The sequence below is a fragment of the Kitasatospora sp. NPDC028055 genome (assembly GCF_040637885.1).
GTDB lineage: Bacteria > Actinomycetota > Actinomycetes > Streptomycetales > Streptomycetaceae > Kitasatospora.
The window spans coordinates 19,056-41,913 of the sequence record NZ_JBEZXE010000002.1 but is presented as its reverse complement, the minus strand read 5'-3'; the positions used below and the strand labels follow the sequence as shown (position 1 = coordinate 41,913).

Sequence of the window (22,858 nt, the reverse complement as noted above, 5' to 3'; positions counted from 1 at the left end):
CGGCGCTTCACCCCGGGAGATACCGCGATGTACGTGTGCATGTGCCATGCGGTCACCGAGGACCAGGTGAAGAAGGCGATCGACGGCGGTGCCAACACCCCGCGCCAGATAGCCAAGGGCTGCAAGGCCGGCACGGACTGCGGGTCCTGTGTGCGCCGGATCCAGGCCCTGCTCGGCGAGCACGGCGCCCGGCCCTGCCCGACCGCCCGGCTGGCCGCGAGGCTCGGGCTCGCCGACCCGGAGGTCCAGGACGCGCCCGCGCCGGCCGCCGCGAAGCCGGCCCCGATCGCGCCGGTCGCCCCGGTGCTCCCGCTGCGGGTCGCCTGAGGCAGGGGCTCAGGACTCCGGCTGCTCGATCAGCTGGGCGAGGTAGAGCGCCTCACCGAGCTTCTCCAGGAGTTCCAGCTGGGTGTCCAGGTAGTCGATGTGATGCTCCTCGTCGGCCAGGATGTCCTCGAAGATGTTCGCCGAGGTGACGTCGTTCTTGGCCCGCATCACGACGATCCCGCGCTTGAGCCGGTCGATCGCCTCGACCTCGATCTGGCGGTCCGCCTCGAACATCTCCTTGACCGTCTGGCCGATCCGGACGTGGAACAGCCGCTGGTAGTTGGGAAGCCCCTCCAGGAACAGGATCCGGTCGGTGAGCGTCTCGGCGTGCTTCATCTCGTCGAACGACTCGTGCCGGGTGTACTTGGCGAGTTTCGTCCAGCCGAAGTTCTCCTGCATCTTGGCGTGCAGGAAGTACTGGTTGATCGCGGTGAGCTCGGCCGTGAGTTGCTCGTTGAGGAACTCGATGACCTCCGGGTCGCCCTGCATGGTGCTGCCTCCCTGCGCTACGTCCTGCGGTGAGTCCTGCGCTGCGCATCCTGGCACCGTATCGGGAGGAAATTCCAGTAAGTTCACACTCACTAGGACATGTGTCGGAATATCCGATTTGGGAGATAAGTGGGGGGGCGCACGATCGACCACTGGCCCGTACGGGCGGGGCGTGCACCCGGGCCAAGGGGCGCGCGCCGGGGCCCGTCCGCCGTCTGTCACCATGGAGCCATGGGTCAGTCCGAACAAGAACCGCTTCCGCCGTCTGACCCGACCCCGACCCTCCCCCCGGGGCAGCGCGCGCAGCGCGGCTGGCCCGCCCTGCACTACGGACCGGTGCCCCGCTTCAAGCCGCTGACCTGGGACCTCCAGGTGTTCGGGGCCACCGCCTCGGCGGAGAAGCACAGCTGGGACTTCGCGGCCTTCACCGCGCTGCCGCGCACCACCGTGGTCGCCGACCTGCACTGCGTCACCAAGTTCTCGATGCTCGGCAACGAGTGGACGGGCGTGCCCGCGGCCCTCCTGCTCGACCTGGTGCCCCCCGCGCCCGGCGTCACCCACGTGATGGTCTGGGCCGAGTACGGCTACAGCGCCAACCTGCGGCTGGCCGACTTCGCCGACCCGCACACCGTGCTCGCCACCCACCGCAACGGCGAGGCGCTGACCGCCGAACACGGCTTCCCGGTGCGCCTGGTGGTGCCGCGGCTGTACGCCTGGAAGGGCCCCAAGTGGGTGCGCGCGGTGGAGTACATGCGGGCCGACCGGCGTGGCTTCTGGGAGGAGCGCGGCTACCACAACCAGGCCGACCCGTGGCGCGAGCAGCGCTACTCCTACCAGGAGGAGCCGGGCGACGGGCCGCTCCGCTGAGCGGTGGACCCCGTGCGGGCCGGGCGGTGAACCCTGTGAGGGCTGAGCGGTGAACCCCGTCAGAACAGCGAGAAGTTGACCGTCACCACGGTCTTCTGCGGGCGCCGCTCGCCGGCCGCCGGGGACTGGCTGCCGACCTTGCCCATGCCGAGCGTCCAGTCCGTGCCGGCCTTCATGGTGAAGCCCGCCGCCTGCAGCGCCCGCTGGGCGTCGTCCCGGCTCATCCCGCCGACGTCCGGCACCGGCACCATGCCCTTGCTGACCACCAGCGAGACCGCGGAGTTCTCCGGCAGCTGCTGCCCGGCCGCCGGCGTGCTGCTGATCACCGAGCCCTCCGGCACGGTGTCGTTGTAGGTCTGGGTCACCCCGCCCCTGGTCAGCTGGGCGCCGGCCAGGGCGGCGGCCGCGTCGTCCGCGCTCTTGCCGGTGACGTCCGGCACGGCGATCCGCTTGGGGCCCTTGGAGAGGGTGACCGTCACCGGGTCGCTCTTGCGGGTGCGCGCGCCCACCCCTGGGTCGGTGGAGATCACCTGCCCGGCCGGGACGGACTCGCTGAACACCTCGACGAAGCGGCCGTGCATGCCCTCGCCGTCCAGGATCCGCTGCGCCTGCGACCGGTCCTTGCCGAGCACGCTCGGCACCGAGCCGTACAGCCCCTCGGAGATCCCGTAGGTGACCCCGCCGACCGCCAGCACCAGGGCGGTCAGTGCGGCCGCCCAGAGCAGCGCCTTGCGCGGGAGGCGGCGTGCCCGGCCGGGCCGGCGGGTCCGGACCGGGGTCGGCTCGTCGTACGGGCGGGGCTCGACCAGCAGCTGGTCCAGCAGCTCGGCCGGCACGTCCAGCACGCTGGTGCGCTCCGCCGGCGGGGCGTCGGCGGGCCCGGGGAGCGGCTGGATCACCGAGGTCGGCTCGCTGGTCGGGTAGCGCGGGCTGGGCCGGGTGGAGGCCGGCGGCTCGGCGTCCAGCTCCTCCGGGGTGAGCGTGCGGCGGACCCGCTGGAGGGCGGCGAGCAGCTCCACCGCGTCGTACGGGCGGGCGTCGGCGGCCCGGGCGCAGGCGCCGGCCACTATGGCGTCCAGCGCCGGGGCGACGGCGGGGGCGGTCAGCGAGGGGGCGGGGACGTCCTCGTGCAGGTGCTTGTACATGACCTGGACGGGGTTGTCGCCGGTGTGCGGACGGCGGCCGGTGAGCATCTCGTACAGCAGGATGCCGGCCGCGTAGACGTCGACCCGCTGGTCGGTGGGGGCGTCCGGGAGGATCTGCTCGGGGGCCAGGTAGGAGACGGTGCCCATGACGGTGCCGCCGGTGGCGGTGCTGGTCGAGGTGGGCGCGCCGTCGGCGCTGCCGAGCACCCGGACCAGGCCGAAGTCGGCGACCTTGACCAGGCCGCTCTCGGTGATCAGCACGTTCTCCGGCTTGACGTCCCGGTGGACCAGCCCGGCCCGGTGGGCGGCGCCGAGGGCGGCGAGCACCGGCTCCAGCACGTCCAGCGCGGCCCGGACGGACAGCGCGCCGCGGTCGCGCAGCAGGTCGCGCAGGGTGCGGCCGGGCACGTACTCCATGGCGAGGAAAACGTTTCCGCCGTCCGCGCCCTGGTCGAAGACGTTGACCACGTTGGGGTGGGTGAGCTTGGCGACCGCCTTGGCCTCGCGGATGAAGCGGGCGGTGAAGCCCTCGTCCCCGGCGAGCTGGGGGTGCATCACCTTGAGGGCGACCACCCGGTCCAGCCGGGTGTCGGTGCCCCGGTACACGGTGGACATCCCGCCGGTCGCGATGCGCTGCTCGACCCGGTACCGGTTGTCGAGCACGGTACCGATCAGGGGGTCGTGCAGTGCCATGTCCACCCGGGGGAGTCTAGTGGGGCGGGCGCGGGCCGGTCCCGGCGGACACCGCCTCCGGGACCGGCTTGTGACATCCGCTACGGGTTCAGAACGCCGGCCGCTCGCGGGTGTCCAGGTCGGCGCGGCCGGCCATCGCCGAGGAGGCCTCGGCGTGGAAGCGGCGCGGGATGCGCCCGGCCCGGTGGGCGAGCCGGCCCGCCTCGGCGGCGTGCCGCATCGCCTCGGCCATCAGCACCGGGTCCTGGGCCCGGGTCACCGCGGAGGCGAGCATCACCGCGGCGCAGCCCAGCTCCATCGCCAGCGCGACGTCGGAGGCGGTGCCGGCGCCCGCGTCCAGGATCACCGGGACGCCCGCGCTCTCCACGATCAGCTGGAAGTTGTGCGGGTTGCGGATGCCCAGCCCGGAGCCGATCGGCGAGCCCAGCGGCATGATCGCCGCACAGCCGACGTCCTCCAACTTCCGGGCCAGCACCGGGTCGTCGTTGGTGTACGGGAGCACCGTGAAGCCGTCGTCGACCAGCGTCTCGGCGGCCTCCAGGGTCTCGATCGGGTCCGGCAGCAGGGTGCGCTCGTCGGCGATCACCTCCAGCTTCACCCAGTCGGTGCCGAGCGCCTCGCGGGCCAGTCGGGCGGTCAGCACCGCCTCGCCGGCGGTGAAGCAGCCGGCGGTGTTGGGCAGTACCCGGATGCCGTTGCGGGTCAGTACGTCCAGGACGGAGCCCTGGGTGTTCGCGTCCACCCGGCGCATGGCCACGGTGGTCAGCTCGGTGCCGGAGACGAGCAGGGCGCGCTCCAGGACCTCCAGGCTCGGCGCGCCGCCGGTGCCCATGATGAGCCGGGAGGAGAAGGTCGTCCCGGCGATGGTCAGCAGGTCGTCGGCCATGGTTCAGCCTCCCTGGACGGCGGTCAGGATCTCGATCCGGTCGCCGCTGTCCAGCGTCGTCCCGGGCCATGAACTGCGCGGCACCACGGCCTCGTTGAGGGCGGCCGCGACGCCGGAGTTGGCGGCGCTGACGGTGGCCACCAGTTCGGCGAGGGTGGTGGCGGCGGGCAGCCGGCGGGGCTCGCCGTTGACGGTCAGGGCGATCTCGTTCGGGGCGGTCTCGGTCGAGGCGGTCTCGTTCGGGGCGTTCTTGTTCGGGGCGTTTTTGTTCGGGGCGGTCTCGGTCATGCGCAGGCCTTCGCGACGGGGGTTTCGGGGGAGAACCGGGTCGGCGTGAACGGCCGTGCCAGGTCGGGGACTTCGCCGGTCGCCAGGTAGTCGGCGAGCAGGTCGGCGGTGACCGGGGTGAGCAGCACGCCGTTGCGGTAGTGGCCGGTGGCGGCGACCAGTCCGGGCAGGGCGGTCGGGCCCAGCAGCGGGGCGTTGTCCGGCGAGCCGGGGCGCAGCCCGGCGGAGGTCTCGCGCAGCGGGAGTTCGGTGATCCCCGGTACCAACTCGTGGGCGTCGCGCAGGAGTTCGTACACCCCGCCGGCGGTGACGGTGGTGTCGTAGCCCTGCTCCTCGGTGGTCGCGCCGATCACCAGCTCGCCGTTCTCCCGGGGGACGAGGTACAGGTGCTGCCCGCGCACCACCGCGCGGACGTTGCGGGACAGGAACGGCCGGTAGGCCTCCGGGATGTGCAGCCGGACGATCTGCCCCTTCACCGGCCGCACCGCGGGCAGCACCCCCTCGGGCAGCCCGGGCAGCCGGTGGCTGCGCGGGCCGGCGGCGAGGACCACCTGCTCGGCGGTCAGGGACTCCCCGTCGTCCAGCCGGGCGCCGACCGCGCGGCCGCCGTCCACCAGCAGCCCGACGGCCTCGGCCCGGTGCAGCCGGACGCCGGCCCGCTCGCAGGCGGCGACCAGGGCGTTCAGCAGCCGGCGCGGATCCACCTGGTGGTCGTCCGCGACGTGCAGGCCGCCGCGCACGCCGGGGGCGAGCATCGGCTCCAGCCGACGGGCCTCCCGGCCGGTCAGCCAGCTGGAGTCCAGGCCCAGCCGCTGGTGGAAGGCGTGCAGTTCGCGCAGCTCCGCGCGGTCGTCGGAGTCCAGGGCGACGGCGATGGTGCCGCAGCGGCGGTAGCCGGTGTCCAGGCCGCCACTGGCTTCGGTGAGCTCGGCGGCGAAGGTCTCGTACCGCTGGTTGGAGGCCATCCCGAGGTGCAGCAGCGGCTCCTCGCCGTACTGCAGCTCGGTGACCGGGGCGAGCATCCCGGCCGCGACGCCGGCCGCCCCCCGGCCGTGGCCGGGATCGACCACGATCACGTTCCGCAGCCCGCGTTGCGCGGCGCGCCAGGCGACGGCGAGGCCGATGACGCCCCCGCCGATCACCAGCACGTCGGCGCGGCTGCCCGATGGCATGCGTGACAAAGCTGCTCTTCTCCCTTCGCCGGTATGACCCGGATCAGGTTCGGACGGTCGCAGGCCGTGCCAGCCCGCCTCTCAGCCCGGTCCGCCGGGCTCCCGTGTGGTGCGTCCACCTTAACGCCGGGGGTCGGCCCGGCCGAAGGGCCGTGTGAGGGGTGAGACGGGGGCGGCGGCCCGGGCCGTCGGGCGGGCGAGCGGTCCGGTGGTGAGCGGCTCAGAGCCGGTTCAGCGGTGCTGGGTACAGTGACGGGCGTGGCAGAGCTGAGCGGAACGGACCGGGTGGTTGTCGTCGTCGGAGCCGGGCTGGCCGGGGCGCAGTGCGCCCTGCGGCTGCGGCAGGGCGGCTGGCCGGGGCGGATCGTCCTGGTCGGCGAGGAGCGGCACGCGCCGTACGACCGGCCGCCGCTCTCCAAGGACGTGCTGCTCGGCAAGGCCGACGCCACCACCCTGGACATCGACTACGGGCCGCTCGGCATCGAACTGCTCACCGGCCGCCGGGCCACCGGGCTCGCCCCGGGCGTGCTGCGCACCGACGGCGGCGACCTCCCGTACGACGCGCTGGTGATCGCCACCGGCGCCACCCCGCGCGCCCTGCCCGGGGCCGAGCGCGCCCACCTGCTGCACACCCTGGACGACGCCCTGGCGCTGCGCGCGCTGCTGCGCCCCGGGCTGCGGCTGGTGCTGGTCGGCGCGGGCTGGATCGGCGCCGAGGTGTCCACCGCCGCGCGGCAGGCCGGCTGCGAGGTCACCGTGGTCGAGGCCGGTCCGGCGCCGGTGCCGGGCGCGCTGCCGACCGCGGTCGGCTCGGCGATGGCCGCCTGGTACGCCGAGGCCGGGGTCGACCTGCGCTGCGGGGTCGGGGTGGCCGCCGTCGAGCCGGGGGCGGTGCTGCTGGCCGACGGCTCCCGCCTGCCGGCCGACGAGGTGGTGGTCGGCATCGGCGCCCGGCCCGCGACCGGCTGGCTGGCCGGCTCGGGCGTCGAGCTGGACGCCTCCGGAGCGGTCGTGGTGGACGGGCGGCTGCGCACCGGCCTGCCCCGGGTGTTCGCGGCCGGGGACTGCGTCAGCTATCCGTCGGCCCGCTCGGGCGCCCGGCTGGCCGTCCAGCACTGGGACCACGCGCTGCAGTCCGGCTCCGCCGCGGCCGCCGCGGTGCTCGGGGCGGACGCGCCGTACGACCCGGTGCCGTACTTCTGGTCCGAGCAGTTCGGGCGGATGGTCCAGTACGCCGGCCGGCACGCCGAGGGCGACGAACTGCTGTGGCGCGGCAGCCCGCAGGAGGCCGCCTGGTCGGTGCTCTGGCTGCGCGACGGGGTGCCGAGCGCGCTGCTGGCGGTGGACCGGCCGCGCGACCTCACCCAGGGCCGGAAGCTGATCGAACGCGGTGCGGTGCTCGACCGGGCGCTCGCCGCGGACCCCACGGTGGCGCTCAAGGGAGCCGTCGCGGGGTAGCGAGTGGTGCGCGGCGGGCCGCGGAGGTGGCAGTCTGGTGGCGTGAGTGAGATCGAAAGCAAGATTGAAGCCCTGGTCACCGACTGGATGTACCTGCCCGACATCTCGGAGCAGTGGGGGGTCCGGGTCACCGAAGTGCGTGACCTGGTCAAGAACGGCGGCCTGATCGCCGTCCGGCGCGGCCCGAACAAGTCGCTGCAGGTCCCGGCGGCGTTCATCGACGGCCAGGGGCTGGTCAAGCACCTGTCCGGCACCCTGACCGTGCTGCGGGACTGCGGGTACAACGACGTGGAGATCCTGGAGTGGCTCTTCACCGAGGACCCGTCGCTGCCCGGCAGCCCGATCCAGGCGCTCCGGGAGAACCGCGGCACCGAGGTCAAGCGCCGCGCCCAGGCGATGCTGATCTGATGGCGGCGGACACGCTGCGCGCCCGCCTGGCCGACGCCCGGCTCTACCTGTGCACCGACGCCCGTCGCGAGCAGGGCGACCTGGCCGAGTTCCTGGACGCGGCGCTGGCCGGCGGGGTGGACATCGTCCAGCTCCGCGACAAGGGCCTGGAGGCCAAGCAGGAGCTGGCGGCGCTGGAGGTCTTCGCCGACGCCTGCCGCCGGCACGGCAAGCTGCTGGCCGTCAACGACCGCGCCGACGTCGCCCACGCGGCCCGACCGGACGTGCTGCACCTCGGCCAGGACGACCTGCCGGTGCCGGCCGCCCGGGCGATCCTCGGCGAGGACGTGCTGATCGGCCGCTCCTGCCACGCCGAGTCCGAGGTGGACGCGGCGGTCGCCGAGCCCGGCGTGGACTACTTCTGCACCGGCCCGGTCTGGCCGACCCCGACCAAGCCGGGCCGCCACGCGCCGGGCCTCGGCCTGGTCTCGTACGCGGCGCGGCAGGCCACCGACCGGCCGTGGTTCGCGATCGGCGGGATCGACCTCGGCAACCTGGACGAGGTGCTGGCCGCCGGCGCCCGCCGGATCGTCGTGGTCCGGGCCGTCACGGCGGCCGAGGACCCGCGGGCCGCCGCCGCCGAGCTCGCCCGCCGGGTGCGCGCGGCGGCCTGACGGCCTCCGGGGCCGTCGCCGCCGTCGTCTCTCAGTACTTGCGGACGGTGGCGGCCTCGGCCAGCGCCAGCAGCACCGTGCGGGCCCGCTCGTCGGCGAGCGGCGCCGCCGCCAGCGCGGCCAGCGACTCCCGCATCAGCTCGTCGATCCGGGCCTCCACCAGCTCCGGCGCCCCGCTGCGGGCGATCAGCTCGCGCAGCCCGGCCACCTCCTCGGCGGCCAGGTCCGGTGCGCCGAGCCGGGCGTCCAGGTGCCGGGCGTCGGCCTGCGGCAGGCCCCGCATCGCGTGCGCGACCAGCAGGGTGCGCTTGCCCTCGCGCAGGTCGTCCCCGGCGGGCTTGCCGGTGACGGCCGGGTCGCCGAAGACGCCGAGCAGGTCGTCCCGCAGCTGGAAGGCCTCGCCCAGCGGCAGCCCGAACGCGCCGAGCGCCTCGACCAGCTCCGGCCCGGCCCCGGCCAGCAGGGCGCCGACCTGGAGCGGCCGCTCGATGGTGTACTTCGCCGACTTGTAGTGCAGTACGGTCCGGGCCCGCTCCGGCGCGCCCTGGTCGGCGGAGTCGCCGGCCACCGGCTCCAGCACGTCCAGGTACTGGCCGAGCATGACCTCGGTGCGCATCAGGTCGAACCGCGGCTTGGCGGCCAGCACGGCGGCCGGGTCCAGGCCGGAGCGCAGGAACAGCTCGTCGCACCAGATCAGCAGCAGGTCGCCGAGCAGCACCGCGGCCGAGGCGCCGTACTGCTCGCGGTCGCCGCGCCAGCCGCTGTCCCGGTGCAGCGCCTCGAAGCGGCGGTGCACCGAGGGCAGGCCGCGCCGGGTGTCGCTGCGGTCCATCAGGTCGTCGTGCACCAGGGCGCTGGCCTGGAGCAGCTCCAGCGCGGCGGCCGCGTTGGCGATCCCCTCGCCGTCGGCGGGGCCGCCCGCGGCGCGCCAGCCCCAGTAGCAGAAGCCCGGGCGCAGCCGCTTGCCGCCGTCGAGCAGGAAGTCGCGCAGGGCGTCGGCGGCGGGCGCCAGCTGCGGCGAGATCGTGCCGAGCAGCGCCGACTGGCCGGCCATGAACGCGGCGAGGGCCGCGTTGACGCGGGTGCGGACGTCCTCCACGTCCATCGGGTTGGCCGGCCGGGTGCTGGACGAGGTCACGATGATGCTCCGCTGGTTCGCTGGGGTGCAGCAAGCGTAGCGGGGCGGCCGGGAACGGATGTGCGAGCAGGGCCGCCGGGGGCGCGCGGGGCGGCCGGTGCGGAAGCGGAGGCGCGTCCACTACTTGTCCCGAATCGTGGGATCGAGTTGTCCGGCCCCTTCGGGCGCCGGATAACCTGCCAGCATGGCACTCGGCATCGCTTCCACGAGACCGGACCGCGCACAGACGGTCCGCGAGCTCCTGGCGGCCGGAAAGCGCTCCTTCTCCTTCGAGTTCATGCCGCCGCGCACGGAGGTCGGCGAGCAGAAGCTCTGGGACGCCATCCGTCGACTCGAACCGCTGGACCCGAACTTCGTCTGCATGACGTACGGCGCCGGCGGCTCCTCGCGCGAGCGCACCGTCAACATGGTCGGCCGGATCGCGACCGAGACCACGCTCACCCCGGTCGCCCACCTGACCGCGGTGGACCACTCGGTCGCCGAACTGCGCAACATCATCGGCCAGTACGCCGACCAGGGAGTGCGGAACGTCCTCGCGGTCCGGGGCGACCCGCCCGGCGACCCGATGGGCGAGTGGGTCCGTCACCCGGACGGCGTCACCTACGCCTACGAGCTGGTGGAGCTGATCAAGGGCATCGGCGACTTCTGCGTCGGCGTCGCGGCCTCGCCGAACATGCACCCGCGCTCGGCCGACTGGGACGAGGACATCCGGCACTTCGTCGCCAAGGTCCGCTCCGGCGCCGACTACGCGATCACCCAGATGTTCTTCGAGGTCGACGACTACCTGCGCTACCGCGACCGGGTCACCGCCGCGGGCTGCGCGACGCCGATCATCCCGGAGATCATGCCGGTGACCAACGCCAAGCAGCTGGAGCGCTTCCCGCAGCTCAGCGGCTCGGCCTTCCCGGCGGAGCTGGAGGCCCGGCTGCGGGCCGTCATCGACGACCCGGCGGCGCTGCGCGCGATCGGCATCGAGCACGCCACCACGATGGCCGAGCGGCTGCTCGCCGAGGGCGCGCCCGGCCTGCACTTCATCACGCTCAACCACTCCACGGCGACGCTGGAGATCTACCAGAACCTGGGGCTGCACCAGCGCTGATCACCGCTGTTCACGGGCCCGTCACCGCCGTCCGGTGGCGGGCCCGGTCGTGTCCGGCCGGTGCCGCCGAGGGCGGGAACGCGATGCGGTACCCCGGCCGTTGAACCGGTACAGTCGCCGCACACGCGCGGCCGGCGCGGGCACGCGACTGGAGGTAGCGCGCGGATGGGCATCGGATACCTGCTGCTGTACGTCGCGTTGGCGGTGGTGGCGCTCTGGCTGGTCGCCGAGGTGCTGCTGCAGAACCGGGCCCCGGTGCACTGGCGGGCGCTCGCCCTGGTCGGCTTCCTCGGGGTGGCCGTCGGCATGGGCCTCGGCTCGGTCCTGGTGATCGGTGCCGGAGCGGGCCTGTTCGCGGTCGGCCAGACCTTCGTCACCCTCTCGGTCAAGAAGGGGTACCAGGCCGGCTGGTCGCTGCGGAAGGCCGACGGCAGTCTGCCCGGCCCGCTCGCCAAGGTGCCCCTGCTGGGCGCCCTGACCGGCGGCGCGGCGGTCGCGGCCGCGGCGGCCGAGGAGAAGCGGGTCGGCGAGGTCAGCGCGGTGGAGGAGACCCCGGCCCCGGACACCGCCCTGGCCCCCGAACCGCTCGCCGAGGACGCCCCGGAGGTCGAGCGGACCGCCGCCTTCGAGCTGCGGGAACTGGCCCAGGACGGCGTCTACGCCCCCTCGTACTACGAGCAGCCGCAGGCCCAGCAGCAGCCGCAGGACCCGTACGCCCCGGCCTACCAGTCCGGCTACGAGCAGCAGCAGTGGCAGCCCCAGCAGCAGCCCGCCTACGCCTACGACCAGCAGTCCTACGGCGGCTACCCGCAACAGCAGCAGGACCCGTACGGCGGCTACCAGCAGGCCCAGGACCCGTACGCGGGCTACCAGCAGCACCAGCAGGCCTGGGACCCGAACGCCCAGCAGCACCAGCCGCACGAGCACCAGCCGCACGAGCACCAGCCGCACGAGCAGCAGCAGTGGCAGCCCCAGCCCGAGCAGCACGGCCAGGGCGTCCCGCAGCAGCCGGCCTACGACCAGAACTACGGCTACCAGCAGCAGAACACCTGGCACCAGGGCTGACCGGCCCGGGCCGGCGTCACGCCGGGCCGATCAGCCCGGCGGCGATGCAGGCCGACATGCCGGCCCGTGACAGCCCGCCGCCCGGGTGGGCGTTGCCGCCGACCAGCAGCAGACCGGGGACGGGCGACTCGTTGGCGGTGCGCAGCCACCGGCCCCCGGCGCCGGCCAGCGCGGGCCGGGCGACGGCGCCGGCCAGGGCGCCGGTCTCCCGACGGGTGTCCTCGGGCGTGCGCACCACCCGCCACAGGACCCGTTCGCGCAGGCCCAGGCCGGCCGCGTCGGCGTGGGCGAGCAGCCGGTCGGCGTAGCGGTCGGCGGCCCCGGGGGCGGTCCAGTCGAACCCGTCCAGGGCCGGGACCGTCGCGGTCAGCACCACGGACTCGTGGGCGTCGTCGGGCCGCAGCGCCGGGTCGTCCGGGCGCAGCACCTGCACGGTGGGGCGGTCGCACAGCGGGCCGGCGCCGGTCAGCGCGGCCTCCTCCGCCGCCGGGTCGGCCGCGTGCACCACCGTCCGGTGCGCGGTGCCCTCCGGGCGCGCCCCGCGCAGGGCCAGCAGCACGCCGAACCGGCCGGGCACCCCGCGCGGCTCCCACTGCCCGGCCGGTCGGCCGGGCCACTCGGCGAGGCCGTGGCGGTGCAGCGCGCCCGCGTCCATCGCGGAGACCACCAGGTCGGCGTCGATCCGTCCGTCCGCCGTCTCCACCCCGCGCGCCCGGCCGTCCTCGACGAGCACCCGGGTGACCGGGGTGTCGAAGCGGAAGTCGACCTTGCGCAGCTCGCAGCGCCGGAACACGGCGTCGGCCAGGGCCCGTAGGCCGCCCCGGACGTACCAGACGCCGAAGGACTGCTCCATGTACGGCAGCACGGTGGCCCCGGCCGGGGCCTCGCCGGGGGTGAAGCCGTACCGGACGGCGGCCTCGGCGAGCAGGGCGGTCAGCCCGGGGTGGCCGCCGAGCTCGCGGGCGGCCACGTCCCGGAGGGTCCACGGCCGGGGGCGGCGCAGCCGGGCCAGGCCGGTGGGTGCCGGGACGGGGTACGGGTCGGTGCCCAGGAAGGCGTGGTCGGCCGGGAGCGGCTCCTCCAGCAGCGGGCGGCGGGTCGCCTCCCAGACCGTCCGGCCGTGGTTCATCACCGTGCTCCAGCGGGCGCCGGAGCCCGCGCCGAAGGCGGTGTCGAGGGCCTGGCCGACGCCGCCGCGGGAGGCGTTGGGCAGGGTGACGGCGGTGCCGTCGGGGAACAGGTGCCGGCTCTCCGGCTCCACCGGCGCCAGCTCGACCAGCTGCTCCAGCGGCTCCTTGCCGGTCTTGAGCGCGAGGTCGCGGTAGACGGCCGGCAGCGGCAGCAGGCCGGGCCCGGTGTCGAAGGCGAAGCCGTCGCGCTCGTACCGGCCGACCATGCCGCCGTAGCCGCCGCCCGCCTCGCAGACCGTCACCCGGTGACCGATGGTCGCCAGCCTGGAGGCCGCCGCGAGCCCGCTCATTCCTGCGCCGATGATGACGATCCGTGCCATGGCACCCGATCCTAGGGCCCGGCTTCAAACTCCCGTCTGCGGGGCGACGCCGGTGCACGCACCTCGCCGCGTTGTCGTCGGTCGCCGATGGCCCCCAGCCTTCGGCCGGGAGGTGCCCCCACCGCATCGCGTCCCTCCTCCGCCTTGCGATGCACGCACCCCAACGCCGCCCCGCCCGCCCTCCGGGCGAACGACGGGAGTTTGAAGCCGGGCCCTAGGCCCGACCTGCGTACGCTCCGGCCGCGGCCTCGGCGGCCTTGACGGCCCTGCGCTCGCGGCGGCGGGCCCGGAAGGCGCGGATCCGGCTGACCGCCAGCCAGACCAGCAGCAGACCGACCAGCAGCAGGACGGCGGCGATCGAGGCGGCCGCCCACGGGTGGAAGATCGCCAGGGTGACCAGCCCGGCCACCGAGAGGTCCTCGGTCAGGCTGACCGCGATGTTGCTGAACGGTTCCGGCGTGGTGTTCACGGCCATCCGCAGCGAGGCCTTCACCAGGTGGGTGACCAGCGCGGTGGTGCCGCCCATCGCCCCGGCCGCGACCTCGCTGAGCGAGCCCGGGTCGGCGCTCGCGATCAGCACGCCGACGACGGCGCCGGCGATCGGCCGGATCACGGTGTGCACGGCGTCCCAGACGGTGTCCACGTACGGGATCTTGTCGGCCACCGCCTCCAGCAGGAACAGCACGGCCGCCGCGACCAGCACGTCGGTGCGCTCCAGCGCGTGCGGCACCGACTCCGCGCCGGCGAACCGGCCCAGCAGGCCGAGCAGCAGCACCACCGCGTACGCGTTGATGCCGCTCGCCAGACCGCTGGTGAAGATCAGCGGCAGGACCGTCATCGCGTCCCCCTCCTCGTTCTCGCGGGCCTCGCGACCCCCGTTCGGGCCGCCCCGGCCACGCCGTACCGTACCCGGAGCCGGGACTCCCCGGGCCGCCGCCGCGGTTCCGCTCCGGGGGCGCGGCATGCGACTGAGTACAGGTACTCAGTTCCGCGGTTGAGTACGTCAGCGGATGGCCTCCGACCTGCTGGGACGGGAGAGTGGTGGCACCCGGGAGGGCGGCGCGTCGGGCGCTGGCCGCCCGGGCGGCGGATCCGTCCGCCCCCCTGGCCGGGAGGGCCCCGGGGGGCGGTGCCGGGTCCGCGTCGGGTGCCGGTCACGGGCCCCGCACCGCCGGCACGGGGCGGCGGAGCGGGCCGGGGGGAGACCGGTGACCGAACGGGGGAACGGGGGGAAACGGGGGGAACGGGGGAGATCGCACCGCCGCCCGGTGGGGGGTGGGCGGAGCGACGGCGGACGGCGGCGGGTGCGGACCGGGGGGACCGCGCCCGCCGCCGCCGCGTCCGTTCCCGGGGCCGGTTGTCAGTGGTGCCGGTCACGATGGAGGAGCACGGACCACCCGGCCCGCGCGCTGCCTCGGAACGGGGGAGACCATGACCATCAGCCATCCTGAGCCCGTCACCGCCCGCCTCCACTCCGCCGCCCTGCCACTCACCCCGGACACCCCGGGCGCCGCCGCCCGGGACGTCCACCCCGTACTGCGCCGGGCCGCCGCGCCGCCGGCCGCCCTCGACCTGCTCGCCGACGCCCACCGCACGCTGGCCCGCGCCCGCGCGCTGGAGGACCCGCTGGAGCGCTACGCCACCGCGCACCTGGCCGCGCTGCGCACGGTGGCGGCCGTGCTGGCCGTCCGCGGCCGGCCGGAGAAGAACCCGCGTCGGCGAAAAGCCATCCGCAGTGCCTGGGAGGTGCTGCCCGAGGTCGCCCCCGAACTGGCCGAGTGGGCGCTCTACTACGGTGCCGGCGCCCGCCGCCGGGCCGCCGCCGAGGCCGGTATCCGGGGCGCCGCCTCGGCCCGCGACGCCGACGACCTGATCCGCAACTCCGCGCTGTTCCTGCGCCTGGTCGAGCGGCTGCTCGGCCTGCGCCCGGCCCCGCCCGCGGCCCGGCTGCCGCTCGACGGGGACGAGCTGCCCGGCGAGGGCGGAGCGGCCGGGCGGCAGGCTTAAGGTGGAGGCATCCTGATCGATCTGCACGTGCCAAGGAGCCCGACCGTGTACCCGACGCGTCCCCGCAGTGCCCTGCGTACCGCCGTGGTCTGGGAGGTGGTGCGGGCGGCCCTGGAGAAGCGGTCGGCCGAGCTGGACCAGCCGGTGCTCGACGTGGTCGACACCGGCGGCGGCACCGGCAACTTCGCCGTGCCGGTGGCCAGGCTCGGCCACCGGGTCACCGTGGTCGACCCGAGTCCGGACGCGCTGTTCGCGCTGGAGCGCCGGGCCGCCGAGGCCGGGGTGACGGACCTGGTCCGGGCCGTCCAGGGCGACACCCAGACGCTGCCCGAGCTGGTCGCCCCCGGCAGCGTGGACGCGGTGCTCTGCCACGGCGTGCTGGAGGTCGTGGACGACCCGGCCGAGTCGCTCGGCAGCCTGGCCGCCACCCTGCGCAAGGGCGGCCTGGTCAGCCTGCTGGCCGCCAACCGCAACGGCGCCGTGCTGGCCCGGGCGCTGGCCGGCCACTTCAACGAGGCCCGTACGGTGCTCTCCGCCGAGGACGGGCGCTGGGGCGAGCAGGACCCGATGCCGCGCCGCTTCACCGGTGAGGAACTGGGCCGACTGGCCGAGGGCGCGGGCCTGCGGGTGGAGTCGGTGCACGGCGTCCGGGTCTTCGCCGACCTGGTGCCCGGGGTGCTGGTGGACACCGAGCCGGGCGCCGTGGAGGCGCTGCTCAAGCTGGAGGAGGCCGCCGCCGCGCAGCCCGCCTTCCACGCCGTGGCCACCCAGCTGCACCTGCTGGCCACCCTGGCCTGACCCCGCCCGGAGCCCCCGGCCGCCCGCCCCTCGCCCGGGTGTGCTCCGGACCCTCCCCAGGTCCGGGCCGATTCCATCGGGTCGGGCACTTGTCCGAGCCGTCCGGCGTTGACCCGGGTGCGGCCCTGCCCGGTCGAAGTGGCCCGTCCCACGCGGCGCAGACCACTCCGTAACGGGCCCACGGACCGTATGATCTGGGTAAAGCCGGTAAGCATGACAGCCGGATGCGTGGGGCATATGGACGACACGGGCCGGGTCCCCCGCACGGGCGTCCGACCGTGTGCCCAAGGCTGATTGGACTGGCCTCCCCGACCGGGGAGGCGGACCGGTCGCACCCGCGACCGACGAGTAGGAGGACTCCGTGCCGCTCTCGGAGCACGAGCAGCGACTGCTCGATCAGATGGAGCGAGCGCTGTATGCCGAAGATCCCAAATTCGCGTCAGCGCTTGAGGGAACCGGGCTGCGCACCTTTACCCGTCGGCGGGTCTACCTGGCCGTCGCGGGCTTCGTGGTGGGGATCGGCCTGCTGATGGGCGGCATGGTCGTTCCGGACCAGATCTGGGTCAGCGTCGTCGGTTTCCTGGTGATGCTCGGGTGCGCGGTGTTCGCGGTGACCGGCTGGCGCCGGGCGCCCGCGGGCCAGGGCGCCGGCCCCCGGCAGGCCGCGGCCCCGCGTCGCAAGGCCGGGATGATGGACCGGGTGGAGCAGCGCTGGCAGCGCCGCCGGGACGAGCAGACCGGCGGGTTCTGAGCCGCAGGCCCCGCCGAGGACGTACGAGGACGTACCGACGACGAGAGCCGGGGCGGGCAGTCGACCGACTGCCCGCCCCGGCTCTCGCGTTCCGTCAGGACTCCGGAGTGGACCCCTTGCGCCGGCCGGTCAGCCGCCGCACCGGACCGGTGACCGCCTCGGCGGCCCGGCCCACCCGGGTGGCGACGGCCGCCCGGGCCGCCCGCACCGTGTCGGAGGTCCGCCACCACAGCTGGGCCGAGGACGGCGGCAGCAGCAGGGCCCGCAGCCGCCCGGCCCGGCCGGCCCCGGCCCACAGGGCCCGCCGGGCGGTGCGGACGTCGGCGGCCAGCGGGGCCGTGGTGACCTGCCCGGCCGGGGCGTAGAGCACCCGCTCGGTGGCCAGCGCCAGCCGTCCGGCGGCGGCCGCCGCGTCCGCGTCCAGGTCCGCCGTCTCGGTGATCCGCCGGGCGGCCGAGCGCGGGGTGCGTGACTCGTCCGGGGGAATTCCGACGTCCCAGGCGGAGTCCACCAACTCGTCCCAGGCGGCCAGCACCTGGGCGTCGGTGAGCTCGACCGGGCCGTCCCCGCCGGGTCGGCGCCGCCCTCCGCCGCCGAGCCGACGGCGTCGTACGGCGGTCCGCCAGAACATCGGTACGAGCAGCAGCGCGATCAGCACCACCACGACGGCCAGGGTGCCGAGCACCTGGCCGGACAGCAGCCAGGACTCGTCGGCGGTCCGGCTGGCCGCCTTGCTCTTGGGCCCGCAGTCGCCCAGCTGGCGCTGCTTGGCGGTGCAGTCGGAGCTCTGGGACGGCGCCGGGACGGCGGCCGAGCTGGTCGCCGCGGCGGTCGGCTGCTGGGAGGGCGCCGTGGTCGGGGCGCTGGACGCCTCGGAGTAGCGGGCCGGGACGCCCCGGCTCGGGGTCGGCTCGAAGCGCATCCAGCCGTAGCCGGGGAAGTACAGCTCGGGCCAGGCGTGGTACATCCGGCCGCTGACCGAGTAGACGTCGCCGCCCTTGCTGTCGCCGGGGGTGAAGCCGACCGCGACCCGGGCCGGGATCTTCAGCACCCGGGCCATCGCCGCCATGGTGGAGGCGAAGTGCACGCAGAAGCCCCGGCGGTCGCGCAGGAAGACCGCGATCGCGTTGCTGCCGGTGCCGCCCTCGATCGAGGTGTCGTACTTGAACCCCGGGCCGGTGAACCAGTTCACCAGCGCGGTGGCCCGGTCGTAGTCGGTGCGCGCGTCGGCGGTGACCGCCTTGGCCTGCTCGGCGACCACGGCCGGCAGGTCGGACGGGAGGGCGGTGTAGCGCTCCCGGACGTCCTGCGGGGCGGGCGGCGCGGTGCGCAGCTCGTCCGCGGTGGGCCGCAGGTCCAGCGTGCTGACGTGGTAGCTCAGGCCGCTGATCGCCTTGTCGTTGGGCGACAGGACGGTGCGGGTGATCGGGTCGAGCTTCCATTCGCCGCGGTTGGGGACCTGGACGGAGGCGGCCGGGTACGGCATCGGCAGCCAGCTCTTCTCCAGCCCGGTGATCTTGAAGTCGCCCTCGATCCGGGGGACGTTGGTGACCCGCAGGCCCTCCGGGGTGGGCAGGGTGGCCGGGAGGTCGCTGACCACCGTGCTGCCGAGCTTCCAGTTGGTGCCGTCGAACTGGTCCAGTGAGCCGGTGCGCAGGTAGATCTGGTCGGCGAGGTCGCTGTCCAGGGTGTAGGTGAGCAGCTCGTTGTCGGACGGCTTGCTGATCGCCGCCTCCAGGCTGACCAGCGGGTCGAGGCTGGTGGTCACGCTCCCGCCGGTGCCGTGCCCGGACGAGCCGCCGGACGAGCCGGAGTCCAGCAGCCCGAGGTCCCAGCGCGGCAGGAAGACCGGCAGCAGCAGGGCCAGGGCCAGCGCCAGGACGCCGACCTGCTGGCCGCCCTGGCTGATCCGGCTGGAGCTGATCGTGCCGCGCGCGCTGCCGCGGAAGACCCGGCCCCAGCGGGAGACCCGGTCCTCGCCCTCGGCGAACAGCAGCACCAGGTAGCCGGCCGAGGCGAAGCCGAACCAGACCCAGCTGCCGTGGTCCCCGGCCACGCCGTTGCCGATCGAGTACAGCGCCAGCAGCGGCAGCCCGGCCAGCGCCGAGCGCCGGTAGGTCACCGCGATGGTGTCCACCAGCACGGCGATCAGGCCGACCGAGGAGACCAGGATCAGCCGCAGGCCCGCGGTCGGCGGCGCCGGGAGCGCGTACTGGGCGATGTCGTCCAGACCGGAGGAGAAGACCTGGCTGAGCAGCCGCATCGCGGGCGCCCCGGGCAGCACCCCGCCGGTCAGCGCGGACCCGGCGAAGCCGAGCAGCATCAGCATCAGCAGCACCAGCACCTGGGCCACCGGCACCGACCAGCGGTACAGCGGGGAGCGGCGCAGGCCGGCGCCGACCGCCGAGACCACGGCGATCACCAGGAAGGCGTGGGTGAGCCAGCTGCGGGTGCTCAGCAGCGGCAGCATGCACAGCGAGGCGAGGGCGGTGGCCAGCGCCGAGTAAACGGTCAGTTTGGCCCGGGTGGTCACGCGCCGGCCTCATCTCGGTAGGGGGCGGTGGTCTTGGCGCCGTCGGCGGCCCGCCACAGGTCCGGCACGGAGTCGCCCGCCCGGACCGGCAGGACGGTCCAGCCGGCCGCGCGCAGCTCCCGGACCCGCTCGCGGAACTCCTCGCCGCCGGTGTCGGGGGCGAGCATCCGCAGACCGGCCCAGGTGCCGGTGTCGAGCAGGAAGGCGATCGCCCCGCCGGTGCGGCTGCGCAGCCGGGCCAGCCGGGTGGCCTGGGCCGCGTCCAGGTCGCCGAGGACGGCCACCAGCAGGCCCTCGCCGCCGGCCCGCAGCGGCTCCTCGGCGCGGGACAGCCCGGCGCCGTCCGACAGGTCGGCGACCGCGAGGGCGTCCAGGATCAGCCCGGAGGTGTCGGCGGCGACGTTGTGGCCGCCGCTGCCGGGCCCGGGCACCCAGTGCCCGGTGTCGGTGAGCAGCTGGGTCTGGTAGCCGCGCTCCAGCAGGTGCACGGCGACGGAGGCGGCGCAGCTGACCGCCCACTCGAAGGAGGAGGCCGGGCCGCTGCCCCGGTGGGCCACCTCGCGGGTGTCCAGCAGGACGGTGGCGCGGGCCTTCTGCGGCTGCTCCTCGCGGCGCACCATCAGCTCGCCGTACCGGGCGGTGGAGCGCCAGTGCACCCGGCGCAGGTCGTCGCCGGGCCGGTACTCGCGCAGGATCACGTCGTCGTCGCCGGCCAGCGCCAGGGTGCGGGTGTGGCTCTCGCCCTGGCCGATCCACTCACCGCTGAGCCGCACCTGCGGCAGCGCCTGGACCTGCGGGACGACGGTGAGCACGTCGGAGGCGGCGAAGGCGCGGTTGACCTCGCACATCCCGAAGGGGTCGGACAGCCGCAGCTGGAGCGGCCCGAGCGGGTAGCGGCCGCGCAGGTCGGAGCGGACCCGGTAGGAGACCTCGCGGAAGCCGCGCGGCTCGACCCGGTCGAGCACGAACCGCGGCCGCGGCCCGAGCACGTACGGGACCTGGTCCTCCAGGAGCAGCAGCCCGGTGGGCACCCGGGAGACGTTGTCCACCCGCAGGTGGACCCGGGCCTCCTGGCCGGCGATCGCCCGGTGCGGGCTGAGCCGGCGTCCGCTGGCCACCCGGTACCGGGTGTTGGCGACCACCGCGGCGGCGGCCAGCGGCAGGGCGGCGAGCAGGACGCCGACCCGCAGCAGCGCGTCCTGGTCGAGCAGGTAGGCGCAGACCACCGCGGTCAGACCGGCCGCGAGGAAGGAGCGGCCCCGGGTGGTGAGGCCGTGCAGTCCGGCCCGCAGCCCGCCCGTTCCGTCGGATGAGGCCACCTCAGCCCCTCCGGACGGCCGGGCCGCCCTGCGGACGGGGCAGCGGCACTCGGGCGACCAGGTCGGTCACGATCTGCTCGGCGGTACGGCGGCCGAGCTGGGTCTCGGCGGTCGGCATCAGGCGGTGCGCGAGGACCGGGACGGCCAGCCGCTGGATGTCGTCCGGGGTGACGTAGTCGCGCCCGTCCAGCGCGGCGGCGGCGCGGGCGGCCCGGACCAGGTGCAGGGTGGCGCGCGGCGAGGCGCCCAGTCGCAGCTCGGGGCTGGTGCGGGTGGCGCCGACCAGGTCGACGGCGTAGCGGCGGACCGGGTCGGCGATGTGCACGGTGCGGACCAGCTCGACCAGCTTGAGGATGTCGGCGGCGTGCGCGACCGGCTGGAGGTCGGCCAGCGGGTTGGCGCCGGCGTGCACGTCGAGCATCGCGAACTCGGCCTCGGGGCTGGGGTAGCCGATCGAGACCCGGGCCATGAAGCGGTCCCGCTGGGCCTCCGGGAGGGGGTAGGTGCCCTCCATCTCGACCGGGTTCTGGGTGGCCACGACCATGAACGGCGAGGGCAGCTCGTAGCTGGTGCCGTCGATGGTGACCTGGCGCTCCTCCATCGACTCCAGCAGCGCGGACTGGGTCTTCGGCGAGGCGCGGTTGATCTCGTCGCCGACCACGATCTGGGCGAAGATCGCGCCCGGGCGGAACTCGAAGTCGTGCTGCTGCTGGTCGTAGATGTTGGTGCCGGTGACGTCCGAGGGCAGCAGGTCGGGGGTGAACTGGATGCGGCGCACGGTGCAGTCCACGGACTTGGCGAGCGCCTTGGCCAGCATGGTCTTGCCGACGCCGGGCACGTCCTCCAGCAGCAGGTGCCCCTCGGCGAGCAGGACGGTCAGGGCGATCCGGACGGCCTCCGGCTTGCCCTCGATCACGCTCTCGATGTTGGCGCGGACCCGTTCCACGACCGCCGCGAGCTCCGGGAGCCCGACCGGACGGTACCCGTTCGCCCTCTGCTCGCCCCCCGCAGGACTGCCGAGACCGGCCTGATCGTTGTAGCTCGTCACCCGTTACGCTCCCTGGCACACCGTGCCCGCCTCACCCGAGGCCGGACCCCACCCCATGCTTGACGCGGCCGTCCCGGGGGCGGTTCCGAACGAGGATCCGGCGCCGGTGGGCGGCCTGCGGCCCGGCCTCCCCAGGTGGTTCGGGGTCCGACCGGCAGGCGCATTCTCCCCCGTTCGGCGGTCAGAAGTCACCATTCGGCCCTCGCCGAATGAGAGCGGGCGGGCTCCGCTCAGCGGATCTCGCGCAGCAGCCCGGTGTGGACGTCGAAGACGAAGCCGCGGACGTCGTCGGTGTACGGCAGGAACGGGGAGGTGCGCACCCGCTGCATGGACTGGCGGACGTCGCCGTCCAGGTCGACGAAGGCCTCCACCGCCCACTGCGGGCGCTGGCCGACCTCCAGCTCCAGCTCGCGGCGGAAGTCCTCGGTGAGGCCGAGCAGTCCGCAGCCGGTGTGGTGGATCAGCGCGATCGAGCGGGTGCCCAGGGCGCGCTGGCTGATGGTCAGGGACCGGATGGTGTCGTCGGTCACGACACCGCCGGCGTTGCGGATGACGTGGGCGTCGCCCAGTTCGAGGCCGAGCGCCGCGAAGAGGTCGAGCCGGGCGTCCATGCAGGCCACCACGGCGATCTTCTGCACGGGACGGGCGTCCATGCCGCCGTCGCGGAAGGTGACCGCGTACTCGCGGTTGGCCGTCACGAAGCGGTCGATGATGCTGGGTCCGGCGGGGTCGGCAGCGGCGTTCGGCGTGGGCCGGTCGGGGGTCACTGTCATGGTGGCGACGTTAGTGCGGTCCGGGGCCGCGCGGTGGGGCGGAGAGCTACAGAACGCACCGCCGTGAGCGGGTGCATAGCGACAACCGCAGGGTTCGTCCGGGCCGGTCCGGGCGTGGGTTCGTACCCGGTCGCCCGACAGGGGCGCGCGCCGGCCGCCGGGGGCCGCCGGCCGGGACCCCCGCCGGACTGCTCCGACGGCCGCGACCTGCGGTGATCCGTACCGCCGCCCGGGTGGTGCGCCGGAGCGGACCATTGACTGGCAGGGTCCGCGCGATAGAGTTGCGGCGCGTTGGAGCACACCCCTCGGAGCCCGTCAACCGGGCCGTGCCGACCGGTGTGCGGCCCGGCCGATGCGGCTCGTGGCCTCCACCCGCTCCGTGTTCACCTGGCGCACCTTCCCCGGCGCCGGGCGGTCACGACCTTCCCCTC

The 22,858-nt window shown here is 74.8% G+C and carries 22 protein-coding genes and 1 riboswitch; of the genes, 10 read left to right on the top strand and 12 right to left on the bottom strand.

All coding sequences use genetic code 11. From position 1 onward, the window contains the following. Positions 1-27: 27 nt before the first annotated feature. Positions 28-327, top strand: a complete 300-nt coding sequence (locus AB0F71_RS04135) for a (2Fe-2S)-binding protein (protein WP_360227836.1) — start codon at positions 28-30, stop codon at positions 325-327. 9 nt (positions 328-336) lie between these two features. On the opposite strand, the gene bfr is transcribed toward AB0F71_RS04135, so the two are convergent. After that, entirely contained in the window at positions 337-816 is a 480-nt protein-coding gene (bfr, locus tag AB0F71_RS04130) for a bacterioferritin (RefSeq protein ID WP_188303977.1), read from the bottom strand. 231 nt (positions 817-1,047) lie between these two features. On the opposite strand from bfr, the gene AB0F71_RS04125 reads away from it, so the two are divergent. After that, on the top strand, positions 1,048-1,683 hold the full coding sequence (locus tag AB0F71_RS04125; RefSeq protein ID WP_360227832.1) for a molybdopterin-dependent oxidoreductase: 636 nt from the start codon (positions 1,048-1,050) through the stop codon (positions 1,681-1,683). A gap of 59 nt (positions 1,684-1,742) precedes the next feature. Here AB0F71_RS04125 and pknB read toward each other — a convergent pair whose 3' ends face one another. The 4 genes from pknB to thiO form a co-directional block, all read right to left on the bottom strand. Further along, complete coding sequence (gene pknB / locus AB0F71_RS04120; protein WP_360228940.1) at positions 1,743-3,521, bottom strand: Stk1 family PASTA domain-containing Ser/Thr kinase; 1,779 nt, start codon at positions 3,519-3,521, stop codon at positions 1,743-1,745. A gap of 88 nt (positions 3,522-3,609) precedes the next feature. After that, entirely contained in the window at positions 3,610-4,407 is a 798-nt protein-coding gene (locus AB0F71_RS04115) for a thiazole synthase (RefSeq protein ID WP_360227829.1), read from the bottom strand. A 3-nt stretch (positions 4,408-4,410) separates the two neighbouring features. Further along, on the bottom strand, positions 4,411-4,611 hold the full coding sequence (thiS, locus tag AB0F71_RS04110; protein WP_360228937.1) for a sulfur carrier protein ThiS: 201 nt from the start codon (positions 4,609-4,611) through the stop codon (positions 4,411-4,413). 80 nt (positions 4,612-4,691) lie between these two features. Further along, the gene (thiO, locus tag AB0F71_RS04105; RefSeq protein WP_360227826.1) at positions 4,692-5,867 is read right to left on the bottom strand and encodes a glycine oxidase ThiO; all 1,176 of its coding nucleotides are present in this window, start codon (positions 5,865-5,867) and stop codon (positions 4,692-4,694) included. 3 nt (positions 5,868-5,870) lie between these two features. Next, positions 5,871-5,983: riboswitch (TPP riboswitch) on the bottom strand. A gap of 133 nt (positions 5,984-6,116) precedes the next feature. On the opposite strand from thiO, the gene AB0F71_RS04100 reads away from it, so the two are divergent. The 3 genes from AB0F71_RS04100 to thiE are packed head-to-tail and all read left to right on the top strand — an operon-like array spanning position 6,117 to position 8,386. After that, on the top strand, positions 6,117-7,325 hold the full coding sequence (locus AB0F71_RS04100; RefSeq protein ID WP_360227823.1) for an FAD-dependent oxidoreductase: 1,209 nt from the start codon (positions 6,117-6,119) through the stop codon (positions 7,323-7,325). A gap of 42 nt (positions 7,326-7,367) precedes the next feature. Beyond that, a complete protein-coding gene (locus AB0F71_RS04095; RefSeq protein ID WP_360227820.1) occupies positions 7,368-7,733 on the top strand; it encodes an Rv2175c family DNA-binding protein in 366 nt (121 codons plus the stop codon). Next, positions 7,733-8,386 (top strand): thiamine phosphate synthase, encoded by a 654-nt coding sequence (thiE, locus tag AB0F71_RS04090; RefSeq protein ID WP_360227817.1) that lies wholly within the window; start codon positions 7,733-7,735, stop codon positions 8,384-8,386. The genes AB0F71_RS04095 and thiE overlap by 1 nt, the downstream gene beginning before the upstream one ends. 31 nt (positions 8,387-8,417) lie before the next feature. On the opposite strand, the gene AB0F71_RS04085 is transcribed toward thiE, so the two are convergent. Continuing rightward, the gene (locus tag AB0F71_RS04085; RefSeq protein WP_360227814.1) at positions 8,418-9,524 is read right to left on the bottom strand and encodes a polyprenyl synthetase family protein; all 1,107 of its coding nucleotides are present in this window, start codon (positions 9,522-9,524) and stop codon (positions 8,418-8,420) included. 184 nt (positions 9,525-9,708) lie between these two features. On the opposite strand from AB0F71_RS04085, the gene metF reads away from it, so the two are divergent. Both metF and AB0F71_RS04075 read left to right on the top strand, forming a co-directional pair. Continuing rightward, on the top strand, positions 9,709-10,623 hold the full coding sequence (gene metF, locus AB0F71_RS04080) for a methylenetetrahydrofolate reductase [NAD(P)H] (RefSeq protein WP_360227811.1): 915 nt from the start codon (positions 9,709-9,711) through the stop codon (positions 10,621-10,623). 165 nt (positions 10,624-10,788) lie between these two features. Further along, positions 10,789-11,688, top strand: coding sequence for a hypothetical protein (locus tag AB0F71_RS04075; RefSeq protein ID WP_360227808.1), 900 nt, complete (start codon positions 10,789-10,791; stop codon positions 11,686-11,688). Positions 11,689-11,704: 16 nt separating this feature from the next. On the opposite strand, the gene AB0F71_RS04070 is transcribed toward AB0F71_RS04075, so the two are convergent. Together AB0F71_RS04070 and AB0F71_RS04065 are read right to left on the bottom strand one after the other, a co-directional pair. Further along, positions 11,705-13,198: an NAD(P)/FAD-dependent oxidoreductase gene (locus AB0F71_RS04070; RefSeq protein WP_360227805.1), complete on the bottom strand. Its 1,494-nt coding sequence runs from the start codon at positions 13,196-13,198 to the stop codon at positions 11,705-11,707. 214 nt (positions 13,199-13,412) lie between these two features. Further along, positions 13,413-14,036: a DUF4126 domain-containing protein gene (locus AB0F71_RS04065; RefSeq protein WP_360227802.1), complete on the bottom strand. Its 624-nt coding sequence runs from the start codon at positions 14,034-14,036 to the stop codon at positions 13,413-13,415. Between the two features lie 593 nt (positions 14,037-14,629). On the opposite strand from AB0F71_RS04065, the gene AB0F71_RS04060 reads away from it, so the two are divergent. From AB0F71_RS04060 to AB0F71_RS04050, 3 genes are all read left to right on the top strand, one after another. Continuing rightward, positions 14,630-15,205 (top strand): SAV_6107 family HEPN domain-containing protein, encoded by a 576-nt coding sequence (locus tag AB0F71_RS04060; RefSeq protein WP_360227799.1) that lies wholly within the window; start codon positions 14,630-14,632, stop codon positions 15,203-15,205. A gap of 45 nt (positions 15,206-15,250) precedes the next feature. After that, a complete protein-coding gene (locus tag AB0F71_RS04055) occupies positions 15,251-16,003 on the top strand; it encodes a methyltransferase domain-containing protein (RefSeq protein WP_360227796.1) in 753 nt (250 codons plus the stop codon). A gap of 361 nt (positions 16,004-16,364) precedes the next feature. Next, positions 16,365-16,754 (top strand): DUF3040 domain-containing protein, encoded by a 390-nt coding sequence (locus AB0F71_RS04050; RefSeq protein ID WP_360227793.1) that lies wholly within the window; start codon positions 16,365-16,367, stop codon positions 16,752-16,754. A 94-nt stretch (positions 16,755-16,848) separates the two neighbouring features. Here the strand turns inward: AB0F71_RS04050 and AB0F71_RS04045 are convergent, their stop codons facing one another. The 4 genes from AB0F71_RS04045 to AB0F71_RS04030 form a co-directional block, all read right to left on the bottom strand. Further along, positions 16,849-19,287, bottom strand: coding sequence for a DUF3488 and transglutaminase-like domain-containing protein (locus AB0F71_RS04045; protein ID WP_360227790.1), 2,439 nt, complete (start codon positions 19,285-19,287; stop codon positions 16,849-16,851). Continuing rightward, complete coding sequence (locus tag AB0F71_RS04040; RefSeq protein WP_360227787.1) at positions 19,284-20,606, bottom strand: DUF58 domain-containing protein; 1,323 nt, start codon at positions 20,604-20,606, stop codon at positions 19,284-19,286. Before AB0F71_RS04040 ends, AB0F71_RS04045 begins: the two co-directional genes overlap by 4 nt. Position 20,607: 1 nt before the next feature. Further along, on the bottom strand, positions 20,608-21,552 hold the full coding sequence (locus AB0F71_RS04035) for a MoxR family ATPase (RefSeq protein ID WP_360228934.1): 945 nt from the start codon (positions 21,550-21,552) through the stop codon (positions 20,608-20,610). A 332-nt stretch (positions 21,553-21,884) separates the two neighbouring features. After that, a complete protein-coding gene (locus AB0F71_RS04030) occupies positions 21,885-22,427 on the bottom strand; it encodes a carbonic anhydrase (protein ID WP_360227784.1) in 543 nt (180 codons plus the stop codon). Positions 22,428-22,858: the final 431 nt, after the last annotated feature.